The organism is Bacillus sp. DX4.1, from assembly GCF_030348195.1.
Lineage (GTDB): Bacteria > Bacillota > Bacilli > Bacillales > Bacillaceae_G > Bacillus_A.
In genome coordinates, this window is record NZ_JAUCFT010000008.1 from 2,925,457 (window position 1) to 2,950,777 (window position 25,321).

At 37.1% G+C, this 25,321-nt stretch carries 24 protein-coding genes and 1 pseudogene; 5 read left to right on the plus strand and 20 right to left on the minus strand.

Going from position 1 to position 25,321, the window contains the following annotated elements; translation table 11 throughout:
- Positions 1 to 330 precede the first annotated feature (330 nt).
- Positions 331 to 2,661: a glycerophosphodiester phosphodiesterase family protein gene (locus QUF99_RS17875; protein ID WP_289371652.1), complete on the minus strand. Its 2,331-nt coding sequence runs from the start codon at positions 2,659 to 2,661 to the stop codon at positions 331 to 333.
- A gap of 503 nt (positions 2,662 to 3,164) precedes the next feature.
- Here QUF99_RS17875 and QUF99_RS17880 point away from each other — a divergent pair.
- A pseudogene (locus QUF99_RS17880) lies at positions 3,165 to 3,458 on the plus strand (IS4 family transposase); the annotation flags it as partial.
- Positions 3,459 to 3,946: 488 nt separating this feature from the next.
- Here QUF99_RS17880 and yeiL read toward each other — a convergent pair.
- The gene (gene yeiL / locus QUF99_RS17885) at positions 3,947 to 4,639 is read right to left on the minus strand and encodes a transcriptional regulator YeiL (RefSeq protein WP_289371653.1); all 693 of its coding nucleotides are present in this window, start codon (positions 4,637 to 4,639) and stop codon (positions 3,947 to 3,949) included.
- A 133-nt stretch (positions 4,640 to 4,772) separates the two neighbouring features.
- Here yeiL and QUF99_RS17890 point away from each other — a divergent pair, with 133 nt between their 5' ends.
- Together QUF99_RS17890 and QUF99_RS17895 are read left to right on the plus strand one after the other, a co-directional pair.
- Entirely contained in the window at positions 4,773 to 5,195 is a 423-nt protein-coding gene (locus QUF99_RS17890; protein ID WP_289371654.1) for a DMT family transporter, read from the plus strand.
- A gap of 14 nt (positions 5,196 to 5,209) precedes the next feature.
- Positions 5,210 to 5,674 (plus strand): DMT family transporter, encoded by a 465-nt coding sequence (locus tag QUF99_RS17895; protein ID WP_289371656.1) that lies wholly within the window; start codon positions 5,210 to 5,212, stop codon positions 5,672 to 5,674.
- 82 nt (positions 5,675 to 5,756) lie between these two features.
- Here the strand turns inward: QUF99_RS17895 and QUF99_RS17900 are convergent, their stop codons facing one another.
- The 11 genes from QUF99_RS17900 to QUF99_RS17950 all read right to left on the minus strand — a co-directional run bounded on the left by QUF99_RS17900 (position 5,757) and on the right by QUF99_RS17950 (position 14,550).
- Positions 5,757 to 6,986 carry an MFS transporter gene (locus tag QUF99_RS17900; RefSeq protein ID WP_289371657.1) on the minus strand — a complete coding sequence of 410 codons (1,230 nt, stop codon included), beginning with the start codon at positions 6,984 to 6,986 and terminating at the stop codon, positions 5,757 to 5,759.
- Positions 6,987 to 7,099: 113 nt separating this feature from the next.
- Entirely contained in the window at positions 7,100 to 7,276 is a 177-nt protein-coding gene (locus QUF99_RS17905) for a hypothetical protein (protein ID WP_289371659.1), read from the minus strand.
- Between the two features lie 601 nt (positions 7,277 to 7,877).
- A complete protein-coding gene (gene arsC, locus QUF99_RS17910; RefSeq protein ID WP_289371660.1) occupies positions 7,878 to 8,300 on the minus strand; it encodes an arsenate reductase (thioredoxin) in 423 nt (140 codons plus the stop codon).
- Between the two features lie 27 nt (positions 8,301 to 8,327).
- Positions 8,328 to 9,368, minus strand: a complete 1,041-nt coding sequence (arsB, locus tag QUF99_RS17915) for an ACR3 family arsenite efflux transporter (protein ID WP_289371662.1) — start codon at positions 9,366 to 9,368, stop codon at positions 8,328 to 8,330.
- A gap of 18 nt (positions 9,369 to 9,386) precedes the next feature.
- Complete coding sequence (locus QUF99_RS17920) at positions 9,387 to 9,830, minus strand: ArsI/CadI family heavy metal resistance metalloenzyme (RefSeq protein WP_289371663.1); 444 nt, start codon at positions 9,828 to 9,830, stop codon at positions 9,387 to 9,389.
- 63 nt (positions 9,831 to 9,893) lie between these two features.
- A complete protein-coding gene (gene arsR, locus QUF99_RS17925; RefSeq protein WP_289371664.1) occupies positions 9,894 to 10,199 on the minus strand; it encodes an arsenical resistance operon transcriptional regulator ArsR in 306 nt (101 codons plus the stop codon).
- 486 nt (positions 10,200 to 10,685) lie between these two features.
- On the minus strand, positions 10,686 to 11,576 hold the full coding sequence (locus tag QUF99_RS17930; RefSeq protein WP_289371666.1) for a pentapeptide repeat-containing protein: 891 nt from the start codon (positions 11,574 to 11,576) through the stop codon (positions 10,686 to 10,688).
- Between the two features lie 723 nt (positions 11,577 to 12,299).
- The gene (locus QUF99_RS17935) at positions 12,300 to 12,500 is read right to left on the minus strand and encodes a hypothetical protein (RefSeq protein ID WP_289371668.1); all 201 of its coding nucleotides are present in this window, start codon (positions 12,498 to 12,500) and stop codon (positions 12,300 to 12,302) included.
- Between the two features lie 559 nt (positions 12,501 to 13,059).
- Positions 13,060 to 13,317 (minus strand): YuzF family protein, encoded by a 258-nt coding sequence (locus QUF99_RS17940; protein ID WP_289371669.1) that lies wholly within the window; start codon positions 13,315 to 13,317, stop codon positions 13,060 to 13,062.
- Between the two features lie 207 nt (positions 13,318 to 13,524).
- Positions 13,525 to 14,184 (minus strand): bacillithiol biosynthesis deacetylase BshB2, encoded by a 660-nt coding sequence (bshB2, locus tag QUF99_RS17945; protein WP_289371671.1) that lies wholly within the window; start codon positions 14,182 to 14,184, stop codon positions 13,525 to 13,527.
- A 15-nt stretch (positions 14,185 to 14,199) separates the two neighbouring features.
- Entirely contained in the window at positions 14,200 to 14,550 is a 351-nt protein-coding gene (locus QUF99_RS17950) for a YojF family protein (RefSeq protein ID WP_286121088.1), read from the minus strand.
- 249 nt (positions 14,551 to 14,799) lie between these two features.
- Here QUF99_RS17950 and QUF99_RS17955 point away from each other — a divergent pair, with 249 nt between their 5' ends.
- On the plus strand, positions 14,800 to 16,125 hold the full coding sequence (locus QUF99_RS17955; RefSeq protein WP_289371672.1) for an ArsB/NhaD family transporter: 1,326 nt from the start codon (positions 14,800 to 14,802) through the stop codon (positions 16,123 to 16,125).
- 33 nt (positions 16,126 to 16,158) lie between these two features.
- Here QUF99_RS17955 and QUF99_RS17960 read toward each other — a convergent pair whose 3' ends face one another.
- Entirely contained in the window at positions 16,159 to 16,389 is a 231-nt protein-coding gene (locus QUF99_RS17960) for a hypothetical protein (protein ID WP_289371673.1), read from the minus strand.
- Positions 16,390 to 16,701: 312 nt separating this feature from the next.
- Complete coding sequence (locus QUF99_RS17965; RefSeq protein ID WP_289371674.1) at positions 16,702 to 17,112, minus strand: VOC family protein; 411 nt, start codon at positions 17,110 to 17,112, stop codon at positions 16,702 to 16,704.
- Positions 17,113 to 17,505: 393 nt separating this feature from the next.
- Here QUF99_RS17965 and QUF99_RS17970 point away from each other — a divergent pair, with 393 nt between their 5' ends.
- Positions 17,506 to 18,297, plus strand: coding sequence for a DUF817 domain-containing protein (locus tag QUF99_RS17970; protein WP_289371675.1), 792 nt, complete (start codon positions 17,506 to 17,508; stop codon positions 18,295 to 18,297).
- Between the two features lie 89 nt (positions 18,298 to 18,386).
- Here QUF99_RS17970 and narI read toward each other — a convergent pair whose 3' ends face one another.
- From narI to QUF99_RS17995, 5 genes are all read right to left on the minus strand, one after another.
- Positions 18,387 to 19,082, minus strand: a complete 696-nt coding sequence (gene narI / locus QUF99_RS17975; RefSeq protein WP_289371676.1) for a respiratory nitrate reductase subunit gamma — start codon at positions 19,080 to 19,082, stop codon at positions 18,387 to 18,389.
- 188 nt (positions 19,083 to 19,270) lie between these two features.
- The gene (narJ, locus tag QUF99_RS17980; protein WP_289371678.1) at positions 19,271 to 19,873 is read right to left on the minus strand and encodes a nitrate reductase molybdenum cofactor assembly chaperone; all 603 of its coding nucleotides are present in this window, start codon (positions 19,871 to 19,873) and stop codon (positions 19,271 to 19,273) included.
- On the minus strand, positions 19,870 to 21,372 hold the full coding sequence (narH, locus tag QUF99_RS17985; RefSeq protein ID WP_289371679.1) for a nitrate reductase subunit beta: 1,503 nt from the start codon (positions 21,370 to 21,372) through the stop codon (positions 19,870 to 19,872). The genes narJ and narH overlap by 4 nt, the downstream gene beginning before the upstream one ends.
- On the minus strand, positions 21,362 to 25,042 hold the full coding sequence (locus QUF99_RS17990; RefSeq protein WP_289371680.1) for a nitrate reductase subunit alpha: 3,681 nt from the start codon (positions 25,040 to 25,042) through the stop codon (positions 21,362 to 21,364). Before QUF99_RS17990 ends, narH begins: the two co-directional genes overlap by 11 nt.
- Positions 25,023 to 25,319, minus strand: a complete 297-nt coding sequence (locus QUF99_RS17995; protein ID WP_289371682.1) for a hypothetical protein — start codon at positions 25,317 to 25,319, stop codon at positions 25,023 to 25,025. The genes QUF99_RS17990 and QUF99_RS17995 overlap by 20 nt, the downstream gene beginning before the upstream one ends.
- Between the last annotated feature and the right edge of the window lie 2 nt (positions 25,320 to 25,321).

The following is a 25,321-nucleotide window of genomic DNA, read 5'->3' on the forward strand; positions in this document are numbered from 1 at the left end:
TAATCAAATTAATACTAATAACCTTGATAAATGAACAAAAAGAAAGAGCTTGTTTTAAAAAATAGATTGATTAAAACAAGCTCTTAATATATTCAATTGAATCATTCTTTTATAAAAAAGTTTGATCATTTCTGTGATCCTTCTTCAATTAAAGCGCCCTTAATTGATATTAGTCAACTACCCTCCCCGTTAACTTAAGTACAATTCTTCACAATCTTGTACATAACATTTACCTAATATCTGATTTCCTTATAAAGTTTTATTCCATAAAATAGACCGACAGCTATAAAATGCCCCTCCGTTTGAAAGAGGGGCATTTATCTATACTTTTCATTCTGTAACAGTTACTTCAATCGGCTCAGCTACAATATGCCATTCCTTCCCGAGCATTTGGAAAGTATGCATCGCAAATACATTCACTGTTCCGGGCTTCAATGCTTGAATGGTACTGCCTTCAATTTTCATCTTGTCTTCTCCGTTGTTTAAAAAGATAGTAGTCGGAATCTTCTCTCTTATGTCCCCACGATAGTTCACTTTGGATTTTATGTGTATAGTCGCTGTTTTTCCGACTTTCAGGTTCACTTTTTTGTTCGGGATTTCCAAACGAATCGGCGCATCCGTCAGCCACTGCATGTAGTCCGTGATCGGTCCGACAACGCCGTCCTGCAAGGCTTGTCCAAACGGATCCTCGTCCCTGAACGTCCAATGCATATTCAGAAATCCGCGCTGACGCATATATTGGATCAATTCCGGATACAGGCTACCGTAGTTTGCATTCAATGTCGCGTTCATGCTGGCGCCGTACTGCATCATCTGCTGGGCCTTCTTTAGCTTGCCGTCTAGTGTGGAAGGAGGGCCAGCGGAGTAAAGATAGCCGGTTCCGACTTCACGGTTGAGACTGCGAACGTTTCTGATATGGTTGGCATCAAAGCTTTGAATCACTACGTTATCAATCATTCCAGCCTTCTCAATTTCCTGCATCACTTGCTTCTCGATACCGCTCGCCTTAAGCTCGACAAGTAGGACCACATCTTTCCCCTTAAAATCATTCAAAAACTCTTCAAAGGTAGGCACCTTTTCACCTTGGAATTCGGGACTGAACTTGATACCGGCATCCAATGCACGAATCTGTTCAAGCGTTAAATCCTTTACATAGCCCGTGCCGTTCGTTGTCCGATCCACATTATAGTCATGCATAATGACCAGCTTGCCGTCCTTCGTCATCTGCACGTCCGTCTCAATCATATCCGCACCTAATTCATAAGCCTTTCGATAGGAAACCATCGTATTTTCAGGCGCAAGGGAAGGTACACCACGATGTGCCGCAACGACCGGGCGCTGCACAAGTGTATTCTCTGGATATTGTCCCAACGCCTCAATGGAGGCTTCAGGTTTCCCTGTCACAATGCCGTCCACTCCAAGATGAATGAGCGTATGAGCGGCTTGCACATCCTCTGCGCCGCTTCCCCAAACGGAAATTGCGCGGCTATGTAAATAATGAACCGCATCAGGGCTTAGATTTTTTTGCGGCATTACCGCAACCATCGCATCGCTTTCATGAATGTCACGCACGAAAGCGGCCATATCATTCTTATTGAAGGATGACTTGGTGTAACGAAGGGCGCCGCGAGCCGTTTTAATGAAGCCGCGCATTTCTTTCACGATGGCGGGATTGCTAGATAAAATCTGAAAATCCTGCGTCTGTGTTTCTTTCATGATATTCGCGAGACCTTCAATATCCGTATGTTCTTCCACCTGAACAACCGGAATGAATTTGCCTTTTATGTTTTCTAGAGCTTTTTCAATAGGAACTCCGTCAACAGCCCATTGCCCCTGCACGTTCCGCTTTGCCTGCAGGAGAACCGAAGATGCTCCTTCTTGTGCAACAGATTGTGAAATAATCGTAGGTGGGTTCACGATATTCGTTTTCGCTTCTTTCGGAAGAAAAGCGTTCGTTTTCGCTAAAGGAGGAAGTGCATTCGGATATTCATTCACCTTTACATTATCGAATTGAACTGTCGTACCATTCGCTTGAAAGCCAACATTCCCGTTTGCCCATTTCCCTGCTTGATCCGTATCAATCACAAGCTGCCCATCGATGAACTGCTGAACACGATTGCCGCTTGCGATCACTTTGATATGATATGTCTTATTGAAAGCCATATTTTCCGGATAAAAATTCGTTTCCGGCACGACCCACTGATTGCTTTCATTCCGAATGGCGAACTCCAGCCCGTTCATCGCCGTAGTGCCTCTACGCATAGCAGATTGATAATACGGATAAGAATTGGGCTGTACACGATACATCAACGAAGCCCATCGGCTGTCTTCCACCACGCTTTGAAACGTCATATCCGCTTCAAAAACGTAATTCCCTGATTGATTTTCTAAAGGAATCACTACTCTGGCAGGGGCGGTAGAAGAAGGAGAAGATAATACTAGCTTGCCGTCTACGACCTTGGCATCTCCCTGTACAAGCTTCCAGCCAGCAGGCAGTAACCCGTTGGCGATTTGGTCGAAATTCTCCTGTGTGAGAGTTTGCTCCGCGGCGTGAACCTTGGTTGAACCGTCAACCGGAGCCATCGATATACTTCCGAAAATACTTGCCGATACTAGAACAGCTGCAATTTTTTTTGACTTTCCTCTGAATTTCGATATCATTGCTAGTCTCCTTTTTATTTAGTAAAAACATGGTGACTGATTTGCGAGTGTTCTTCTTTATCTTTAATAGATATATAAATACAAATTAAAAAACCGGCATAAAACCCTTCTTTTCAGGTGGAAGAGAGCATCCGGCCATGCATAGAAGCGGTCAGATCCTTTTCCTGCCCCAGACACAGTGAAAACAAAGAGAGAAAACGAGTGCAGGTCACCTTTTGTTACCCATAGCCGCGGCTTATATATCGAAAAATCAAAACGGATTTATATAGAGTCAGAAGAAATACATACGTTTCCTATGAAAATATTACTAGATGAAGTTAAATGTGGGATTAATGTTTTGCAAAGATATTGTAAAGATATGACAGGGGGCTGAGAAGTGAAAGAAGCGGGCATGGCTGTGTAGCTGCATTCCTGAATGAAAAAACTGTTTTTTTGGTTCTGGTGCAAAAACTTCAAGACAATTGCAACTAATTTCTAAATCTTGTACATACTGATACTATCATTCTGAAACAGTTGGAACGGAATTAGTGAGTTTTTGTTCCAACTTGAACGAGTCAACCGGTGTTTCCTTATCTTCTGAAGGTCTGAATCAACGCTTCACCTCTCATACTGTTTAGTTTTTTCAACATTTATTTTCACGACTATTTCATCAAAATATTTGTCCATCACCATTTATAGGAGGGGATTTCAAACGAATTCGAATCTTAGATTCTACCATGTTTCAACTTCCAGATCACTATGCATATGCCTATAAAGGATTTGGAGGTGGCGGCTCAGAAGCTGCTATGAAAATTCAACATCACACACATTTATTTTTCAAGTATACGCGATGTACTTCTCAAGCCCCACCGAGACATGGTTCCCATTCTTCTCAGATTGTTCGAGGACCTTTTAAAAAATGGTAGGAAAGCACATCGCTATACTAACTTCTCACCCTTTGATATTCTCGGAATCACTCAAGAATATACAAATACCCAAAATTTCATTCCTTTTTTAACACAAACAAACCAGGTGCTTTTAGCACCTGGTTTGTTTGTGTTAAGTTGATGGCTATGCGGGTCACCCCCATTGTCATCAAGCTAAGATAAGTTTGTATCCATATAACGAAAAAGCGCTATTCTGCTAGATTATTACCGTGAATATGCGAAATGATATCTATCTTCTGTTTCATTACATCCCCACTATTCTCAAAGACTTGAAATAAACCTGTGTTTTTCAAAACAAATCCTAGTCAACAAAAAAAAGCATCCATATAACTTATCAAATTAGAGTTATACATCTAGCTTTATTTGTAGACATCCGCCGCAAGCTCCTTTAAAAACCGTATGTCCATTACTTCAAAGCACCCGTTGTTCTTTTTTATCACACCTTTATCACAAAGAATATTTAATGTTCGTAGTAAATGTCTGTAACTTGTCCCTAGCAGTTCCGATGTTTCAGTTAAATTCCCATTAAATATAATCTTTTTTTCTTTATAAATAACACTTTCTCCTGTCGCTAGAATATAGCTCGCTAATCTGTTTTCAAGAGGATAAAGTAAGTTAATTGAACTATTTTTTGAAAGTCTGTTTAATTTTCCAGCTAAAGAATCACAAATACACCTTAAAAATATCGCATCATGAAGCAATTGAACTCTAACCTTTTCTAAAGGTATACCAATACAATATGAATCTTCCATTACCTGAACATTTGAAGATGTTTTTTGAGAATGAATCAATTCTACATCTCCTAACACTTGCAATCCGTCATAGAAACATAATAATAAGGATTTTCCGTTACTTAATGTGTTATATGCCTTTGCTTTTCCCTCTACAAAGAAATAAAGATAATGAATTTCTTCATTCTCCTTACAAATATACTCATTCTTTTTAAAGAGTAATAGTTCCATACATGATTTCATGTCGTTACTAAAAAATGCCTCGATATTATTCTGTCTAACATACTCATCTAACTTTTTAGAATCATACAGCTTTTTCATATATCTCCCTACCTCGCCTTTGTATCCCTTTACAATTATAAATAAGATTTCTTTCTCTCACTATGACATATGTCATAGTGATTCACAATTCAATCATGATACATTACATGTAAAAATGTAAGGGGAAAATGCTATGTACAACTTACTGTCTGTCCTTATAGGGGCTTTTATCGCCATTATGATTCCATTGAATGGCATCTTGTCTGAAATTACGGGGAACTATACATCTAGCGTTATGATTCATATTGTTGGGTTAATTGCCATTATCATTGTTTTACTTATAAGTAAATCTAAACTTCGTATCCAACAAGGAATTCCTCTCTATCTTTATAGTGCAGGAGCTATTGGAGTTTTTACTGTACTGTTTAGTAATATAAGCTTCACTGCCCTTGGTGTCTCTATTACGATCGCTTTAGGTTTACTTGGGCAATCTGTTTCATCAATTATCATTGATCATTTCGGCTTATTAGGCATGAAGGTTGTGAAATTTGAAAAGAAAAAAATCATTGGATTACTACTGATTTCTTCAGGAATCGGTGTAATGACTATTTTTTAACGGAGGACGAAATGATGCTATATATTTGTATTGCCATTTTAGTTGGGGTTTCCATTGTAGTCGCAAGAATTATTAACGCTAACTTAGCAGCTAAGATTGGTATTTTTCAAGGTACGCTTTTTAACTATATTACTGGACTATTTTTTTCTTTATTGTTTTTAATCTTTAGTAATGAATCTCTTCATGTATCAACTTCAACATTGCAATCTATATCATTTGTAGTTTACTTAGGAGGTTTAGTAGGTGTAATTGTAATTGTATTATCAAACTATATCACCCCTAGAATCTCATCGTTCTATTTAACATTATTGATTTTCGTAGGGCAATTATTTATGGGAGTCGCCATTGATTTTTTTACATCAAACGATGTATCTATCGGTAAAATAATCGGTGGATTTCTAGTACTACTTGGTCTCACTTACAATTTAATGATAGATAAAACATACGAACCTATAAAAAACGGTGACGTACAATTATAAAGAATAGGCTTGTTCCGTTTTTATATAAAAAATAATACGTGTTAATGCATGTTCATTGGCACATGCATTAACACCTTCAAATTCAACACATGAACGTTGGATCTCCCTTAATAGAACGATTTCTAAAGAAAAATAACCGCAGCATAACGGATATAGCAATCATACCTACTCCGCAAACGATAAAAATAACATTTGTAGATACAAACACAGACAAAATTCCAAATATGAAAAGTGATAATGTATCAGCTAAATAAAGCAGCACTGCATTAAAGCTAAATCCCCTTCCTAACATATCTTTTGGGACGAGTTTTTGTAATATGTATACTCTTGTTAGTCCTGCTAGCGGGAGACCAATTCCGACTATGAATACACCAACGAAATAAAACGGAATATGAAACGTGAATCCAAGTGCCAAAATTCCAATTCCCCAAATAATTGAAGCAATCGTATAAATAGTTAGGTTCAAGTTTTTCCATACGAGAGGAATGATGATATTGGTAATGATTACTACACATCCAAAGAAACCTTGAATCATACTATAAACCTCTTTACTCTCTTTCGTAAATTCTCCTAAAGATACTAGTAAGCCTACCTTCCAAACCCAGGTGTTCATGAAAACTATTGTAAATGTAAGAAGAAATAAGAACGTAATTTGTTTATTATGTTTCATCCAAAGCCAAAATTCACGTAATGAGAAGAAGACTTCTTTTATATTTTTTTTTGTATCCAATACGTCTTCTTTTACATTCATTTTGATAAGAAAAAGAACGCTTACTACATATGTAATCGCATCAAGAGTGAAAAAGTGAATGACACCAACTGTTTTAATTAACATAATTGAAAGGAACGGACTAAATACAGTAATTCCTCTCGTTACAGAATCATATAAACTATTTGTTACATTTCGTTCTTCTAATGGAGTAATGAGTGGTAATAAGGCGCGATGTGCGGGGTTAAAAAAACAACCACAACATTGAAGTAAAAAACTAATGATGATCATATACGTGTAGGTTAAAACATCGAAGTAATAAAAGAAGACAAGAGAAAGCATGAGTGGAATACGAATAATATCAATGATGATTAGCAATTTCTTTTTCTGTACCCAATCAGCTATAACGCCACCAATTAGTCCAAACAAAAGATAAGGAATCGTTGTGGCAATTACCATTCCAGTTGTATGTAGTTCTGAGCCAGTCAAATCATAAGCAAGAAAAATAAATGCGAATCCAGTTAATATATCTCCTAAGCTAGAAACTCCTCCCCCCAATAAATAGTACATCACATTTTTATTTTTTAAGATGGCTTTATACAAGAAACTCCCCTCTTTCACATTTAATGTACTTCCCGAAAGAAGTCCCCATCTTCAAGCGCGTGATGGGTGATAGCCAAGCGATAAGGTGGGGATGAATTTCGGTTAGGCATCGCCTAACTGACTTGTAAGAATAACCAATTATGATTGTGGTGCATACATTCAATATCCGATATATTCACTTGTTTATAAGATTTAGCAGGATTTTGTATATAATGGCCGTCCAAATCTTGCACATACACCATCTTCCCTGTAAATCCTGTCACGAATCCTATTTGTCCAAACGCTTTCACCTTATCACCTAGATACATTGTGCCTACATACGGTGTATTTTTATTATTTCTTTTCGCTGTTCTATTTTTCGTTTTTCTTCCTTTTCTTGCCGTTGCTTCATGAAGAGAACGCTTTTTCTTTCTAAATTAATACACGCATGTTTTGTCCCTCCTAAGAGTTTGTTTCCCTTCGCCAATGTTTGTAGGTGTTAGCAACTTCTTATGAAAGAAGGCTTGTGGTTGACCGTTCCTTCCCAATCAGAACTGTTACAGCGCCACCATAGAGCCAAGAACTAGGGAATTATTCTTGGGTATGCAACCTACGAACGTAGTCTACAAAAGGCTGAGGCTAGACAACCAGGGCTTTTTACAAGCCCCCACTTCAAAAGGCGTTAGCGTTTAAGTGGTGGGTAGTTGACTATAGACATGATAGAAACCTCCTACTTTTTATAATTAGATTATTCTGACTTTTAAAGGTATTGTATCATCTCTTCTATATTTTCGTAACCATAAACTACCAGCTGTTATTTATAAGTTACAGGTTCTTTCTTGTAAGCTCGGCTTTTTTAATTTGCCGAGCTTACAAGAAAGGAACAATCGGCTTCTCTTACATCAAATTGTTTTATTCACCTGTTTCCGCAAATTTCGTAATACGGTTCCCAATCTCGTCACGAACACATTGGAAAACAGCCCACCTCTCCTCTTCTGTTCCTTCAGCCTTGGCCGGATCATCAAATCCCCAGTGAACTCGCTCTTTGTTTGGGGGCGTTGCTGGGCATACATCATTTGCATGACCACACAGCGTAACAACTAAGTCTGCACGCTTAAGAATATCTTGATTAATGATATCAGATGTTTGATTGGTAATATCAATATTTACTTCTCTCATTGCCTTTACAGCTTTTGGGTTTACACCATGTGCTTCAATACCAGCTGAGTATACATCCCAGTTCTCACCTAAAATCTTTTTTCCCCACCCTTCAGCCATTTGGCTACGACAAGAGTTTCCTGTACATAAGAAGTAAATCATTTTGTTGTTTGTCATGTGATCGAACCACCTTTATGCTTTAATTTAACGTTTTTGACTTTGAAAATATTTTTGCTGAAACCATAATGCTACTTTTACTAACGCAATCATAATTGGCACTTCTACAAGTGGACCGATAACAGCTGCAAATGCGATGCCAGAATGAATGCCAAATACGCCGACAGCTACTGCAATCGCTAACTCAAAATTATTACTACCAGCTGTAAAAGCGAGTGTTGTTGTAACTGGATAACCAGCACCTAATTTCTTTCCTAAGAAGAAAGAAACAAAGAACATGACAATAAAGTAAATGAGCAATGGAATCGCAATTCGAACAACATCTAGTGGTAAGTTAACTACCATTTCCCCTTTTAAAGAGAACATAACAACAATCGTAAATAGTAGCGCAATTAATGTGATCGGACTAATTTTTGGAATGAATACTTTTTCATACCATTCCCTACCTTTTGTTTTTACAAATATATATCGCGTTATCATTCCAGCAATAAACGGAATCCCCAAATAAATGAATACGGATTTTGCGACTTCCAGCATTGTAATACTTACAACAGCACCTTCGATTCCTAACCAATCCGGAATCACTGTAACAAACACATACGCATACACAGAGAAAAATAATACTTGGAAAACCGAATTAAAAGCAACCAGCCCAGCAGCGTATTCTGTATCTCCTTTTGCAAGATCGTTCCATACAATGACCATCGCAATGCAGCGAGCTAATCCAATAATAATAAGACCAACCATATATTCTGGTTTATCTCCTAAAAAAATAATGGCAAGAAGAAACATTAGTATGGGACCAATAATCCAATTTTGAATAAGAGATAATAGTAGTATTTTTGTATCCTTAAAAACACGCCCCATTTCCTCATAACGGACTTTCGCTAGTGGAGGATACATCATGAGAATCAAACCAATAGCAAGCGGAACAGAAGTTGTTCCGACTTGGAGACTATTTATGCCATCTATAAAACTTGGAAAGATGAAACTTAATGTAATCCCCACTATCATCGCTAAAAAGATCCAGAGTGTTAAATATCTATCAAGAAAAGATAACCGTTTCATTTTGTCCTCCTTTTTGTTTTAACAACATGAAGTTGGTTTTACAATCTTTTCACTATGATCTATACAACAACTAGAAGATTCTACTTTATGAACCTCACTGTTAGCCTTCGTGTAGAAAAACTCCCATTCATTACCATCAGGATCTGTCACCCAAAACTTATCTTGCACAGCATAGCAACAAGTCGTATCCATTTCTTCACGAGCAAAGAACCCTTCTTTTTCTAAACGTTCTTTATGTAACAATATTTCTTCTTGAGTCTCTACCTGAAAGCCAAAATGATTTACTTGATTTCCTTTCACTTCATCTCTTACGTTTAACGTAAAATTCAAGCCTGGTTTTTCTAGTGAAAATTTTGCATAATCCTCTTTTACTTTGACAGGCGTTACTCCAAATACTTTTGTGTAAAACTCAATTGATTTTTCAAGATGAGTTACATTAATGCCTACATGTACATATTTCATAATTCATTTCTCCCTTTCTCCATTTTTATTAATCAAAAAAAATTGATTTAAAAGGTAAAAAAACTAGCAGCAACTGCCTTTGCCAGTTTTTCTAAACACACAACAAAGTTCTTCTGACAATAACTTATTTACTTCATCATCATTTAAATCATAATAGCTCCACGTTCCCTTTGTTTCTTTTTCAATGAGATTCGCATCAAGCAATATTTTTAAATGATAAGACAATTTAGACTGTGTCATTCCAAACACTTCTGTTAAATCACACACACATGTCTGTCCTCGTTGACATAATTCATACATAATTTCTAATCTCTTTTGATCTGCAAGGGCTTTAAATTTTTTTTCATATTGTTCAAAATTTGGTTTCATTATGCCGAATCCTTTCATCAACTTTTTTTGATATTTCTATTATATGTACAGCTACCTAATAAATGCAACCAATAAATCAATTTTTTTTGATTTAAAAAAGTCATTAGCGTATTTTTATCTCACTATTCGCGGGCAGTAAAAGTCCGATTAGTTCAACTTGCTGCTTTGAAATAAAGTTTGATCAAATTTAACGCTAATAAACCTTGATATAATCCTAAATAGAAAAAGCATGTTTTGAAAAAAGATTAATCAAAATATACTCTTATTTAATATGATAAAGGAACTTTTTTATAAAAAAGATTGATCATGTTTGTAAGCCTTCTTAAAGTAAAGTACCCGTTAACTTAATAAGTTTATATCTTTCATTACAGGTGAATATAAGAACTATGCATATTCCCTAATGAGAGGAACGTCAGCGATATTCGTGTTTTGATAAAAAAATCCAATCTCTCATTTATAACACAGAGAAATTGGGATTCTTTTAATTTATTTTATTTGTTTGTTTCTCAAAGCAGACCAGTGTGTTGGACGAGAAAGCAAGTGAGGTAATTTTGTGTGTGCATCGCCCTTCGCCGAGTTAATCTGAACTTGGGTGAGAAAGATACTCTCTGTGAAATCTGCTCCTCTAAGGTCGGCGTCTCGTAAATCAGCACCGATAAGGTCAGCCGCTCTCAAATCGGCACCTCGGAGGTCAGCAGCAATAAGGTATGCTCCTCTTAAATTGGCTCCTCTGAGATCTGCTCCTCTAAGATTTGCACCCATAAGATCTGCTCCTCGATGATCGATCCTCTTACTTTTTTGGGAATTCCTATGCTGGTGACGTGCCTCCGTCCACACTAGCTCGCTTGTCCTTAAAAGTAAAGCGTTTACATCTGTCCGGTGTGATGGAACGTCTAGCTCCATGAGTGCATCGGGACTAAGTTGAGAAAGTCGTTCCGTCTCGTCAAGAACGAAACTAAGCTCTCTGTGAATCGGACGAGACGCTTTCAATGTTAGAGCTTCGGTCAGATACCAGAGCATCTCATGGAGTTGTTGCATAATTGGGAACACGTTGTACATTTTCCTCGCCTTTTCCGGACCTTCACGCCAGTCGACTCCTCCGAAAGTGACTTGGGAAACCTTTTGCCCCGCGCCGAAGCATTCAAAAACAGTACATCCTTTAAACCCCTGTTGTCTGAGGCTTTTATGAATACTGCAACGAAAGTCCGATTGCAGATTGGGGCAGGGCTTGCCAGCATCTTTATCGATTGCAAAATCTACTGAAGCTGCGAAGGGTAGTGCAACACAACACAAGCCGAAACAGTTCTCGCAGTCAGCATGCAGACTGTTACGACTAATGTCGCGTTTTGGATTTGGATAATCACGGTCCTCAAACAATATGTGCACATCCTTTGTTTTTGTATTACTTACTTAATTCACTATATAGGTAATTATACAGGATTAATAGTTTGTTTGTTGCTTCACTTGTATTAAAAAGCGTCTTTCAGTTCACTAATACTATCACTGAATAATTTCACAGTAAACTTCAGGTTATATTTAGGAAATAGTTTTAGAAAAGATGCCTTTTAGATAAGTATTTATTTCAACTAACCTGCAACGTTAGTACAATATGAAAAATCAAAATCTCTTTTTCAGATGACGGATATATATCTGGAACTTTTGAATATATAGTCCATTTTGATTCAAAATGTAACCATAGATAATCGACATCATTTCTATCATAGTACATGAAATATAAAAGGGGACTATTAAGGCTAAATCTTATACCGTCTATTTGACTTCCTATACATAAATGCTTTAATACTTTCTCTGCAAATTTGTTTTCACGTTTTCACCATCCCTTATGCTATTCTATTTCGCCATACACTTATCGAGAGCCTATGTAGGAAATGATGAATATTCTATACATGTTCAGTTAACATAACCCCACTTATCAGTAGTAAAAATAAAAAGAAAGACTAGAAATATATATACTAATCTCTCTTTTTATTTTTCTATACTATCCATTAACAAAGAACTCTTCGAATACTAATAACATCTAGACTTGTTACATTAATATTTGCATTATTATCAACCCAAACAAGAAATCCATCCTCGATATTAACAAATACTCCTATCTTCTAAATCTATTATTTCTTCGACACTCGTCACACTCACATCTTCTAAATCTATCACACTCGTCACGCTCACGTCTTCTAAATCTATCACACTCATCAAACTCACGTCTTCTAAATCTATCACACTCGTCAAACTCACGTCTTCTAAATCTATCACACTCGTCAAACTCACGTCTTCGTTCAAAAAACATTTTAACAACTCCTTTTATTTTTTTAATTACTTTATATTCTATGAAAATAATTAAATAATTGATTAGACTTATATCATCTATAAAAAAATAGATAGATTTCTTACTACCAAAACACTAAATAGACAAAAGCAAGCATACTTTGTACAAGCCTTTTTTCATCTTATACATATGCCAGTAATAGGATGAAATTCAGCACAAACCATAACCTCCATGTCTCATAGATTACCCGTTCGTAAGCACGGCCATCTAAATAGATAGCAAACAAAAAAGGACAGTTTTTTAACTGTCCTTTTTTATTGTACTTAAAAATATATGTTTCAAAATTAAGCATGTCTTAACAATAAATACATATAATGTATCCAACTCCAATTCAAATTGCTTTTCTTTTTATAAATCCCCTAAATAACATGCTAAACAGAACATTCTCCTTCTTCATGGCATCTTATTTCGCCATACATTTAGCAAGACCTTATCCAAGAAATCATAAATACCATATCCCCTCTTCTTCCTTACTTTCACCATTACTGGTGGTATGTAAGATAAGGTGTACTATCATTCCGGCATGACCCACACAATTTGTTGGGTTCGAACAAAAAATGGTGTATTCCTCTCTTCTAGCTCAATATGATCTGGTCTTACACTTCTTAAAATGCCACGAATACTACCACGAATTGTTTCAACAACAATATTCTTTCCAATAATAGACTGTAGTATTTGTACGAGATATGGATCAACGAGTGCAACCACTTCACCGCTTATTTCATAACCATCTCGAAAATAACCGTACACATCTTCATATGAATAATCCATAAAAATTGCCCCCTCTTTTCAAGATTCGCTGTAGTGTATGTGGCATATTATTAAGAAGTGCCTATTTATAAGAAAAAGAGATGCCCACACGTTGGCATCTCTTTTTTATGTATAACATGCTAGAAAGTGAATGACCCCTCCTTAACACTTTTACGAGTTGTTTGAAGAAGGGGATTTCTGTTGGAGTACTGTTAAAACTTCTAACTATTAAAATTTATATGTCCAAAACTGTTCAATTTGCAGCCATTTTAATGCTGCTGCGTCTTTGTTTTGCAGTTTTACTTGTGTTTCTTCAAGCATTGCTTCTGTTTGTGAACGGTGTGCACGCAGTGCATCTAGCTTTTGTTCGAACACTTCACTTACATTATTCACTACATCCGGTTCACCTAATACTTCTTCACGATTTTTCGTAATTGCAACCGCATGAATAACAGGGCGTGATTCTTTTGGCATACGTGAAACCGCACGAACTGTTGCACGACCAAATGCATCATGATCTGGATGAACGCCATGTTCTGGATAGAATGTAATAATTAGTGACGGATTCACATCACGAATAATCGCTTCAATTTTGTCTGCGACAAAATCTACATCTTCAAATTCTAACGTTTTATCATGGAAGCCAAGCATACGTAAATCTTCAATATCCATCGCTTTACAAGCATCTATTAATTCTTTCTTACGGATATCTGGAATCGTTTCGCGATTAGCGAAAACATTTTTCCCCATATTACGTCCCATTTGGCCAAGTGTTCCGCACGCGTACGTAACAGGTACTCCTTGTTTTCTCAATAAACTAATTGTTCCTCCCGCCGCAAATGATTCGTCATCTGGATGCGGAAATACAACAAGTACATGTCTTTCCATACTGTCCCCTCCTTCTTACGCAAATGGCGTTAAGCTTAATTCAAGTGCTACTGCTAGACGCCCTTTGTCATCATGTCCTGCTAGTAATAGACGATCTTTCTCGTCTCTTTCCCAGTGCGTAACGCCTTCAGCATATACCCAGCCATGATCCATTTTCAAACCAATTCGGTATGGGTTCGTTCCTGTAATTTTCCCGCGTTCAAAACGAATGATTGCATTTCGAATAAATGCTCCTACCGTCATCATTTTTTCATTAAAGTGTGAAGCATATGCTCCGTTTGTTGTTTCTAAATGAATATATACATCTTTATTTACAAAACGTTCAATTTCATTTTGGATAACAGAAGTATCTTTGATTATTTCCATAGGATTTCACCTCTTTAAACCAGTTTACGCAAAAATAATGAAAATTGCTATCTCTATAATAGAGGACAATGCTTACTTTGCATAATTATTTGCACTTTATTTTTTTATTTTCGATTTGGTATGTGAAATTTATACCTTCTCCTCACTTTTTCAAATCATTTTCTTTCTCTTTTTGAATTTGCTACAATAGAGCTGATGCGGAGGGATATTTTTCGACAATTTAATACATTTCTTAAAGAAGGTGACATGTTGGAACATTCAGCACATGAAGTAGCAAATTGGCATTATTATTTTGCAATCGCCGTATTTTTAATCACATACGGATTTATTATTTCTGAGAAATTGAACCGTGCTGTTATTGCACTGTTCGGTGCTGCCATTATGATTATTTTTGGAATCGTAGACTTACATACTGCCTTTACATCACATATCCAATGGGAAACCATTACCCTGCTAATTGGAATGATGATTCTCGTACATATTACGAGTCAATCCGGTGTATTCGAATATGTAGCCATTAAAGCAGCAAAAGCAGCAGGTGGAAAACCAATTCGCATTTTATTATTTTTATCCCTTTTAACCGCCGTCGGTTCCGCATTTTTAGATAACGTAACAACCGTTTTATTAATCGTTCCTGTTACATTATCAATTACTCGTATTTTAAAAGTACAACCGGTTCCATATTTGATTTCCGAAGTACTTTTTTCAAACATCGGTGGTACCGCAACGTTGATTGGTGATCCTCCAAATATTATGATTGGATCAGCAAATAAACATCTTGATTTCAATGCATTTTTACTGAATTTAACACCAATTGTAGTCATTATTTCAGCTGTTACATTAGGCATTATTTATTTCATGTATCGAAAAAAATTAAAAACAACATCTGAGCAGATTGCTACACTTATGGCACTAAATGAAAAAGATTACATTTGCGATCGTAGCTTACTGGTGAAATCCCTGTCGATTTTAGGATTAACGATTGTCGGTTTTGTTCTTCATTCCGTCATCCATGTTGATGCGGCAGTTATTGCGATGACCGGTGCTACAATACTTATGTTAATTGGTGTGAAACAACACGAATTAGAAGATGTTTTTGCTCACGTAGAATGGGTAACTATTTTCTTCTTTGCTGGACTATTCATTCTTGTTGGTGGGCTAATTGACATCGGTCTTATTTCATCAATGGCAAAAGAAGTGATTGATGTTACAAATGGAGATATTGGCTATGCGGCTATTTTAATCTTATGGGTATCAGGTGCAGCATCAGCCACCATTGATAACATTCCATTTGTCGCAACGATGATTCCACTTATTCAGGATTTAGCATCTGGGCTCGGTCTCTCTGTCGATTCCCCGCAAATAGAAGTACTTTGGTGGGCATTATCGCTTGGTGCTTGCTTAGGCGGAAACGGCACGCTAATTGGCGCATCAGCTAACGTTGTTGTCGCTGGAATTGCAAACCGTGAAGGTCATGGGTTTTCTTACTTAGATTTCTTAAAAATTGGATTACCTTTAACGATTATCGCATTATTACTATCACATGCGTATATATATTTACGTTACTTAATGTAAAAAAGGTTTGCAGCAAGATGCTGCAAACCTTTTTTACAACCAAAATATCCCTATAATTGCCAAAGCCCCTAAAATAATACCACCGATTTCACCGATAATTTTGGGTGTCAATTCAAATCCTTTCCTCACTTCGACAACTTGCTTTTCATGGCGAAGTTGCTGTACTTCTGCCTGCAATTGATGCATGCTGCCATGTAACTCTTTCACAAGTTCCTTTAACTCTACCAGTTCCTCCGCTGCAGGCTTTGATTTTTCTAAATTCATTTGAAACGACTCCTTTTACATAACGAGATTATTATTGATTTTCAGATAGAATGCCCTTTCATTTATACGTACTCATTTTAGAAACTACACTATATCACCAAGCTCACACTCTATATGCTGTAAAAATTCGACAACAATTGCTCCTTGTCCTGCAATTATATGTAGATTAGTGAATGTATTTAATTTTGGTCTTATAAACACAAATACCACCATTCAAGTTTTTAGAACGGTGGTATTTGTGTTTAATTCTAAATATTCTATACTAATTTACTCAAAATCTACAACGATACAGTTGTTTGAAATTTGGCCGAGTTAGCTTTTTGCAAGACTCAATTGCCATGAAACACCAAATTTATCTCCAACCCAACAAAATTTTTCACTAAATGGATAAGCTGCTAATGGCATGAGAACTGTCCCATCTTGTGATAGCTTCTCAAAAACTCGCTCTATTTCTTCTTCTGTATCACATGTTACATACAATGATATTGCAGGAGTAAATGTAAATTCATGCTTAACGCTACTATCTATACACATAAATTCTTGCCCATTAAGTGAAAATGTAGCGTGTAACACAGTCCCTTCCACACCTTCTTCGTTCGCTCCATAACGAGTTATACTAATTATTTCTGATTTGTCAAATATAGAAATGTAATAATTCATTGCCTCCTCAGCCTGGCCAGAGAACATTAAAAATGTAGTAATTTTTTGATTTGAATTTCCCAATTAAAACCACTCCTTTTATCAACTGTATGTACAACGTAAAATTACCATACCGGCAAAAAACAAACACATGTTCCCGTTGATTATCTCCAAAGATATTCACATTGTCAACTCATTTAATTTTATCGTATTATTAGTAGCAAAAAAAACAATGTTCATTCCACTCCTTATATACTATTATTATCCTTTTTATCAAGTGTTATATCTTCATTTTTTTGAAAGACAATCTATTTCTTTATACTTTTTTGAATTATAAAAAATATTTCAAGAAAAACCTTCCTCCCCTTACAAATACAGCAAAAATATAGTGATTTTTAGTTTTAAAAAGTTTATATTATAGTAAGCTTCCGTCATACTTTTCGAAAAAATGAACTTTATCATTTGAAAGGAGAAACAATGAAATATGTACGACAATTACTTTACTTTGGCTATCAACAAGCCTTATCTTGTATTTTCCCTGTAGCTATTTTTATAACGCTCGCCCTTTCAAAAATCATTCATATTCCCGGATTATATCGCTATGATTTCATTTTACTTGTCTGTCTTCTCATACAGTATGCAATGTATAAAACAGGCATGGAAACAAAAGATGAACTCAAGGTGATTGCAATTTTTCATCTCATTGGACTACTACTAGAAATATATAAAGTACACTTCGGTTCTTGGGCCTATCCAGAACAAGCATGGACAAAAATTTTCGGCGTTCCGCTTTATAGCGGTTTTATGTACGCGAGTGTTGCGAGTTACATATGTCAAGCTTGGCGAAGACTGCATTTACAAATGCATAGTTGGCCGAATGCAATGTGGACAATACCACTAGGAACAATGATTTATCTTAACTTTTTTACACATCATTTTATGTATGACTTTCGCTGGGGTTTAACCATACTTTTATTCGTTGTCTTTTTTCGCAGTTTTGTACAATTCTCCGTGCGAGAAGCTACATTCAAGATGCCACTTGCTCTCTCGTTTTTCCTCATTGGCTTCTTCATCTGGATAGCCGAAAATATCGCCACTTTCTTCGGAGCTTGGCAGTATCCAAATCAGCGAGAAACTTGGAGTCTTGTTCACATTGGAAAAATCAGTTCTTGGTTTTTGCTTGTTGTTATTAGTATTATGATTGTGGCGCAACTCAAACATTTAAAAGAAAGTAAGAATTCTTTAAATCATTATAAAGGTGAATTCTAACAAATATACTAGAGGACAATACAAAAAGCCAACTTTCATAGCAAAAAGTTGGCTTTAGCATAGAAATCCTATTCTATTTTATAGATTCTTTATTGCCTGCTATTTTTATATCCATTACGAGATCGATATTGCTGGGGTGCTCGTGCCGGATAGCGTCCGGGAAAACTGAACATATGTATCAGTTGTGTAAAAGGAATGGACGCAAACAAGAGAAAAGAAAGAATAACATGGACTTTAAAAAGTAATGGTACCGTTAACATTAAATCGTACCGAGGGTGAAGTGTAAATAAACTTCTGAACCATGGACCGATTGATGCACGATATTCATAAGCCACAACAGTTGTGTTATAAATTAGTGTCATATATGTTCCTAATCCAGCAATAATTATTAACATCACAATCACAAAATAGTCTCCGAATGTTGTATGTACACGGACTTTTGGAAATGATATTTTACGAATTATCATAACAATCAATCCAAATAAAACCATAAGTCCAGCAAATCCACCACCTACAATGGCCAAAAAATGATACGTATGATCTGCAACGCCTAATGCATCATATACACCTTTCGGAATTAAGACTCCCATTACATGTCCAACAAAAGCAAAAAGAATTCCAAAGTGGAAACTTACTGAACCTAACCTTAACCACTTTTTCTCAAAAATTTCTGTTGATGGTGCATACCAGGTCATCCTTCGAAATACAAACCGGTAAATAGAACCTAATACGAGAATTGTGCCTGAAATATAAGGAAAAATAACCCACCAAAAATTCTCTTCCATGTCTGACCTCCTTAGTAAATCATAAGCGTACTTTCGTTCATTTTATCCCGCTATTTGCGGGCAGCGAGACTCCCTCCCACCTCAAGATTCAGAGAGAAACGGAGAAGATAAACTGCCCGTAAAAGCTCGATTAGTGAAGGCTGATTATCAACGGGGATGAAGAACTCCCCACTGATAAAAGTTTCACCTTATTGATATATCATAGGATACGGTAATGGATCCAAATCAGCTTCCTCGCGCTGATTTTCTAACAAAGTAATCTCCTCTAATTTTGGTACTTCGAAGACAAACATCATCAAAATCTCCATCACTTTATGATATGGATTGCTACTAGGAAGATTGTTTATGATTCGATATATTGCGTAAGATAATCGGCTCTTAAGCCGAATAATGTTTTCACCCTCTGGTGCCACCGCCAAAAGTTCTAATAGCATCGGAATATAGTCAGCCAATTCCTTACCAACATTTTCGTATCCAGCTTCACAGATCATCTTCTGTAATTTAATTAGTGCAGCACCACGCTTACGGCTGTCTCCTAATTCGTGGGCCGTTAAATAAAGACTCGTTTTTTCTTGATAATCAAACGTTTCAACGTAAAGTTCTTGAAGGTCTTTAAACGGCATTGTAAAAAGAGGTTTTAGTCTCTTGAGAATTTCCTTTCGTACTTTCAGCGTCAGAATCTGATTTTTCAGATATTCTTCGGTAGTTGAATATTTATCATAAAAGGTCTTATCTGGATAGTCAAAAACCCTAGACATTATAACTAGAATGGTTGATGCTTCATTCGTCATTGATTTTCACTTCTTTCAAATGGATAAGTTGTCATTCCTTCTGATGGTGCTAAACTTTCGATACTACATGCCCCTTGCTTATAATGTAAATCCTCATCCATTTCGCGCCTTGCTGTTGGAATGACAAAACGTTCATTATATTTTGAAACCGCAAGTAATCTAGCCATATCTTCTAGTTCCTCTACTGTAGTACCAGCTTCTTCTAACAACTTACTTTTTTTCATCGCATCAATACCACCTACTGTTTGTGAACGCATATGAACACGCATAGCTGACATTTTTAATAATACTCTGCGAATTACATCGGTATCATCTGCCGTCAACAACGAAGCTAAATACTCCATTGGAATTCTCATTTGATCAACTGCTGGAATATATCCATCTGCACTGAGCTCACTCTCATTTGTGATATGATTCATAATCGGGCTAAGAGGCGGCACATACCATACCATCGGTAAAGTCCGATATTCTGGATGAAGTGGCAAAGCAATTTTCCACTTCATCGCCATTTTATATACTGGAGACTGCTGTGCACTTTCAATCCAGCTTTGATTGATACCTGCTTCTTTTGCTTTTTCAATAACTTCAGGATCAAATGGGTCTAAAAATACTGAGAGTTGTGATTCATATAGGTCTTTTGGATTTTCAACAGACGCAGCTTCCTTCACCCTGTCTGCATCATATAAAACAACGCCGATATAACGAATACGGCCGACGCATGTTTCAGAACAAACTGTGGGTAACCCTGCTTCAGTTCTTGGATAACAAAAATTACATTTTTCTGCTTTATGTGTATTCCAATTATAATATACCTTATGGTAAGGACATCCATTCATACAAAAACGCCAGCCACGACATGAATCTTGGTCGACGAGAACAATGCCGTCTTCCTCTCTTTTATACAAAGCTCCTGTGGGACAGGATGCCACACAAGATGGATTGAGACAATGTTCACAAATTCTTGGCAAATACATCATAAATGTTTTCTCATATTCCATCGAAATATGTTCCTGAAGCTTTTGGACATTTGGATCCATCGGGACAACTTCGCTACCACCTGCAAGATCATCATCCCAATTTGGCCCCCATTCTGGTTTATCAATATACTTACCAGTGATCATTGATTTGGGACGTGCAACAGGCAAATTCTCTTTCTTTGGACTTTGATGGAGATGCTCAAAATCGTATGTCCATGGTTCATAAAAATCAGTAATTTCGGCCATATTTGGATTGTAAAAAATGTTAGCCAATTTTGAAATAGGTCCCCCTGCTTTTAAATGCAGCTTTCCATTTTTTAATATCCAACCACCTTTGTAACGATTCGTATTTTCCCACTCTTTTGGGTAACCAGGTCCTGGACGTGTTTCGACATTGTTATACCATACGTATTCCATACCTGGGCGATTTGTCCAGGTATTTTTACACGTTACAGAACAAGTATGACAGCCAATACATTTATCAAGGTGCATAACCATCGCAACTTGTGCTTTAATTTTCAAGCCAATCGACCTCCTTTAATGGTCGGATAATCGTCATCGTGTCCCTCTGACTTCCAGTTGGTCCGTAGTAATTAAATCCATAACTTAGTTGTGAATACCCTCCAATCATGTGTGTCGCTTTTGGATAAATTCTCGTGACACTGTTATGTGTTCCCCCACGTTTTTTATTAATCGTACTTCCTGGTACTCCCATCGTTCGGTCCTGTGCATGATACATATAAGCTGCACCTTGAGGCATACGGTATGTTAGAACAGCTCTAGCAACAACAACGCCATTACGGTTGTACACTTCAATCCAATCATTATCCTTAATACCAACTGATGCTGCATCCTTTTCGTTAAGCCATACAGTCTGCCAGCCTCGGAATAATTGTGCCATGTTAGTCGTATCCGTAAACATCGTATGAATTCCCCACTTTTGATGAGGTGTCAAATAGCGAAGGACTAGTGATTTCTCGGTATTTTCTACTTCTTTTTCACCTTTAATAAAAGGGCCCTTTGTAATCGGTGGTAGATATAAAGGAAGTCCTTCGCCGAAATCTAACATTACTTCATGATCAAGATAAAAGCTTTGTCTACCTGTTAGTGTATGCCATGGTATATGAAACTCCTTATTTACCGTAAACGGAGAGTAACGGCGGTTATCATTCTCCAAACCACTCCAAACTGGTGTAGATATTGCCTGACGTGGTTGAACCGTTAAAGCATCCAACGTATAATCCTCTTCTTCACGTCCTGCGGAAATATGTTCTAATGACTTTCCTGTCTTTTCCTCCATTGATTTCCATCCCTCAACAGCGCGTTTACCATTTGTTGCGCCGGACATAAGAAGAATCGCATTAATTGCTTGTTTATCTGAATGTAAATCTGGCTTACCTTTTCCAATTCCCTCACGCTTCGATATTCCCAGACGGTCAAGTAATTCTTTGTAGACTTTTTCTCCTGGTATTCGAACACCCTTCGTTCCATAGCCGCTTTTGATATTCGGTCCAACAGTTGTCCACATATCAAATACATTCGGATAATCTCGTTTTATGACATTGAAGTTTGGCATCGTTTTACCCGGAATTCCATCCACTTCACCTTTTCGCCAATCTTTGACTTTTCCAAAGGGCTGTGCAATTTCATTAATCGTATCGTGTGCGAGAGGTGACATAACTAGGTCTTCCTGTGCAGGAAGATGCTCTTTCGCAAGTTCAGAAAAGTATTTGGCAATTTCTCGGAAGCAGTCCCAATCACTTTTTGTATCCCACGGCGGTGAAATAGCCGCATTGAATGGGTGAACAAATGGATGTAAATCAGTACTACTAATATCATATTTTTCATACCAGGTCGCTGCGGGTAGGATAATATCTGAGAAAAGGCCGGAACTAGTCATACGAAAATCCATACTAACAAATAAGTCTGTCTTGCCTTCAGGTGGTTTTTCAGTAATATTGACATCCTCAGGTTGCCATGACTGTTCCACATCTGAAAGCACCGAGTCATCTGAACCGATTAAGTGCTTCACAAAGTACTCATGACCTTTTCCACTGTCGCCTAAAAGGTTCGAACGCCAGTTAAAAAAGATGCGTGGAAAATTTCGTGGATCATTTGGATTTTCAATAGCCCAATCTAAGGTTCCATCTGTAAGCTGTTTGGCTACATCTTTTATAAGTTCGTTGTCATCACTATTACGTGCACGAGCGTCTTTCATAACGTCTAATGAGTTTTGTGAAAACTGTGGAAAGCTTGGTAACCAACCTAAACGTGCAGATAGTACATTAAAGTCAGCTGGGTGTTTATTCGTGTATTTACTTCCCCACTCTGTTTCTTCCTCGTTTTTCTCATATTCATAGCGGAATTGCTCCGTAACAAAATAAAAAAACGACGTACCATTCATGAAGCGTGGAGATTTTACCCAATCATTCGCAAATGCAATTTGAGAGAAGCCTTCCAAAGGGCGTACCTTTTCTTGTCCAACATAATGAGCCCAACCGCCACCATTTACACCCTGAGAACCGGTTAATAAAACGAGATTTAGAATTGCGCGATAAATTTGATCACTATGAAACCAATGGTTCGTGCCACCACCCATAGCAATCATTGATTTCCCTTTCGTACGGGCAGCATTATCAGCGAATTCTCTGGCAACTTGGATAACATGAGATTTATTCACACCAGTTATGCTTTCCTGCCAAGCCGGTGTGTAAGGTTTATTTGAATCATTATAATCTGAAGGATAATCTCCCTTTAGTCCTCTACTGATACCAGTATGAGCTAGCATCAAATCATAAACAGTCGTAATTGTTAATTCGTTACCATATTGATCCTTAATATGTTTAGCTGGAACACCACGTTCAACAGTTCCACCCTCTTTTTCTGCAAAATGAGGGAATTCTACCATAGCAATTTCATCAGCCTCGTTAAGAAAACTTAGTTTCGGATTAATTTCAATTCCATCTTCATTCTTTAAATCAAGATTCCATTTGTTACCTTTATCCCAACGTGAGCCTTGGCTCCCATTCGGAACAGAAAAACTATTCGTATTATCATCCCACACAACTGTTTTCCACTCACCCAATTCATATTGATCAGAAAAATCAGATGCTCTCAAGAAACGATCTGAACGATAACTATCATTCTTTTTATTCAATATGACTAGATAAGGTAAATCAGTATATTGCTTTGCATAATCTATAAAATAAGGTGTTTCTTTATCAACATAAAATTCTTTTAAAATGACATGTGTCATGGCCATTGCAAGTGCACCATCAGTTCCGGCCTTTGCTGGTAGCCATATATCAGCAAACTTTTCATATTCTGCGTAGTCAGGACTAACCCCCACTACTTTCGTTCCGTTGTATCTTGATTCAACCATAAAGTGTGCATCTGGTGTTCTAGTTTGTGGAATATTCGTTCCCCATATAATGAAATACTTGGAGTTATACCAATCACCGCTTTCAGGGACATCAGTTTGATCTCCCCATACTTGCGGGGAAGCGGGAGGTAAATCAGCATACCAATCATAGAAACTGAGGATTGTACCTCCGATTAATGAAAGAAATCTTGTACCACCAGCATAGCTAACCATTGACATAGCTGGTATTGGACTAAAACCAACAATTCGATCTGGACCATATTTTTTGATCGTATAAATAGTAGAAGCGGCGATCATTTCACAAAGATCTTTCCAAGTTCCACGGACAAATCCACCTTTGCCTCGTGCTTTAACATATTGTTCACGCTTTTTAGGATTGGAGACAATATTTTCCCAAGCTTGAACTGGATTACCCGTCTGCTCTAATTCATTTTTCCATAATGTATAAAGATCTCCACGTACATAAGGATATTTCACACGAGTTGGGCTATATGTATACCATGAAAAACTCGCACCGCGAGGACACCCTCTCGGTTCATAATCAGGAAAATCATCACCCGTTGACGGATAATCAGTTTGCTGAGTTTCCCATGCGATAATCCCGTCTTTCACATGAATTTTCCAGCTACAAGATCCCGTACAGTTTACACCATGTGTTGAACGCACTACTTTATCATGCTGCCATCGTCTACGGTATACGTCTTCCCACTCACGTGGACGAGGACTTTCTTCTGTCCAACCGTCATTAATACGCTCACCACGCTTTAAATGTTTAAGTGATTGTAGAAAGTTATTTTTCTTCTTTTCCATCTATGCTTCCCTTTCCTTTCAGGTTATCACCTATTGGATTAAAATCTTCTCCCAAAAGTCGAAACGAGTCTTTACCAGCTTGCAATTCCTCTAGAAACACATTCCAATTCATAGCATTTGCAGCAGCTAAAATAAGACGTTGTAAGGAATTCATATCATTAATATCATAGATTTTTTCTATAATTTCTCCGGATACCTCTCCAAATCTCATACGTAACACAGCAATTAAATCCTCACGGTCATCAATCAACATCGCATCCGTTTCAAATGAAAACAATG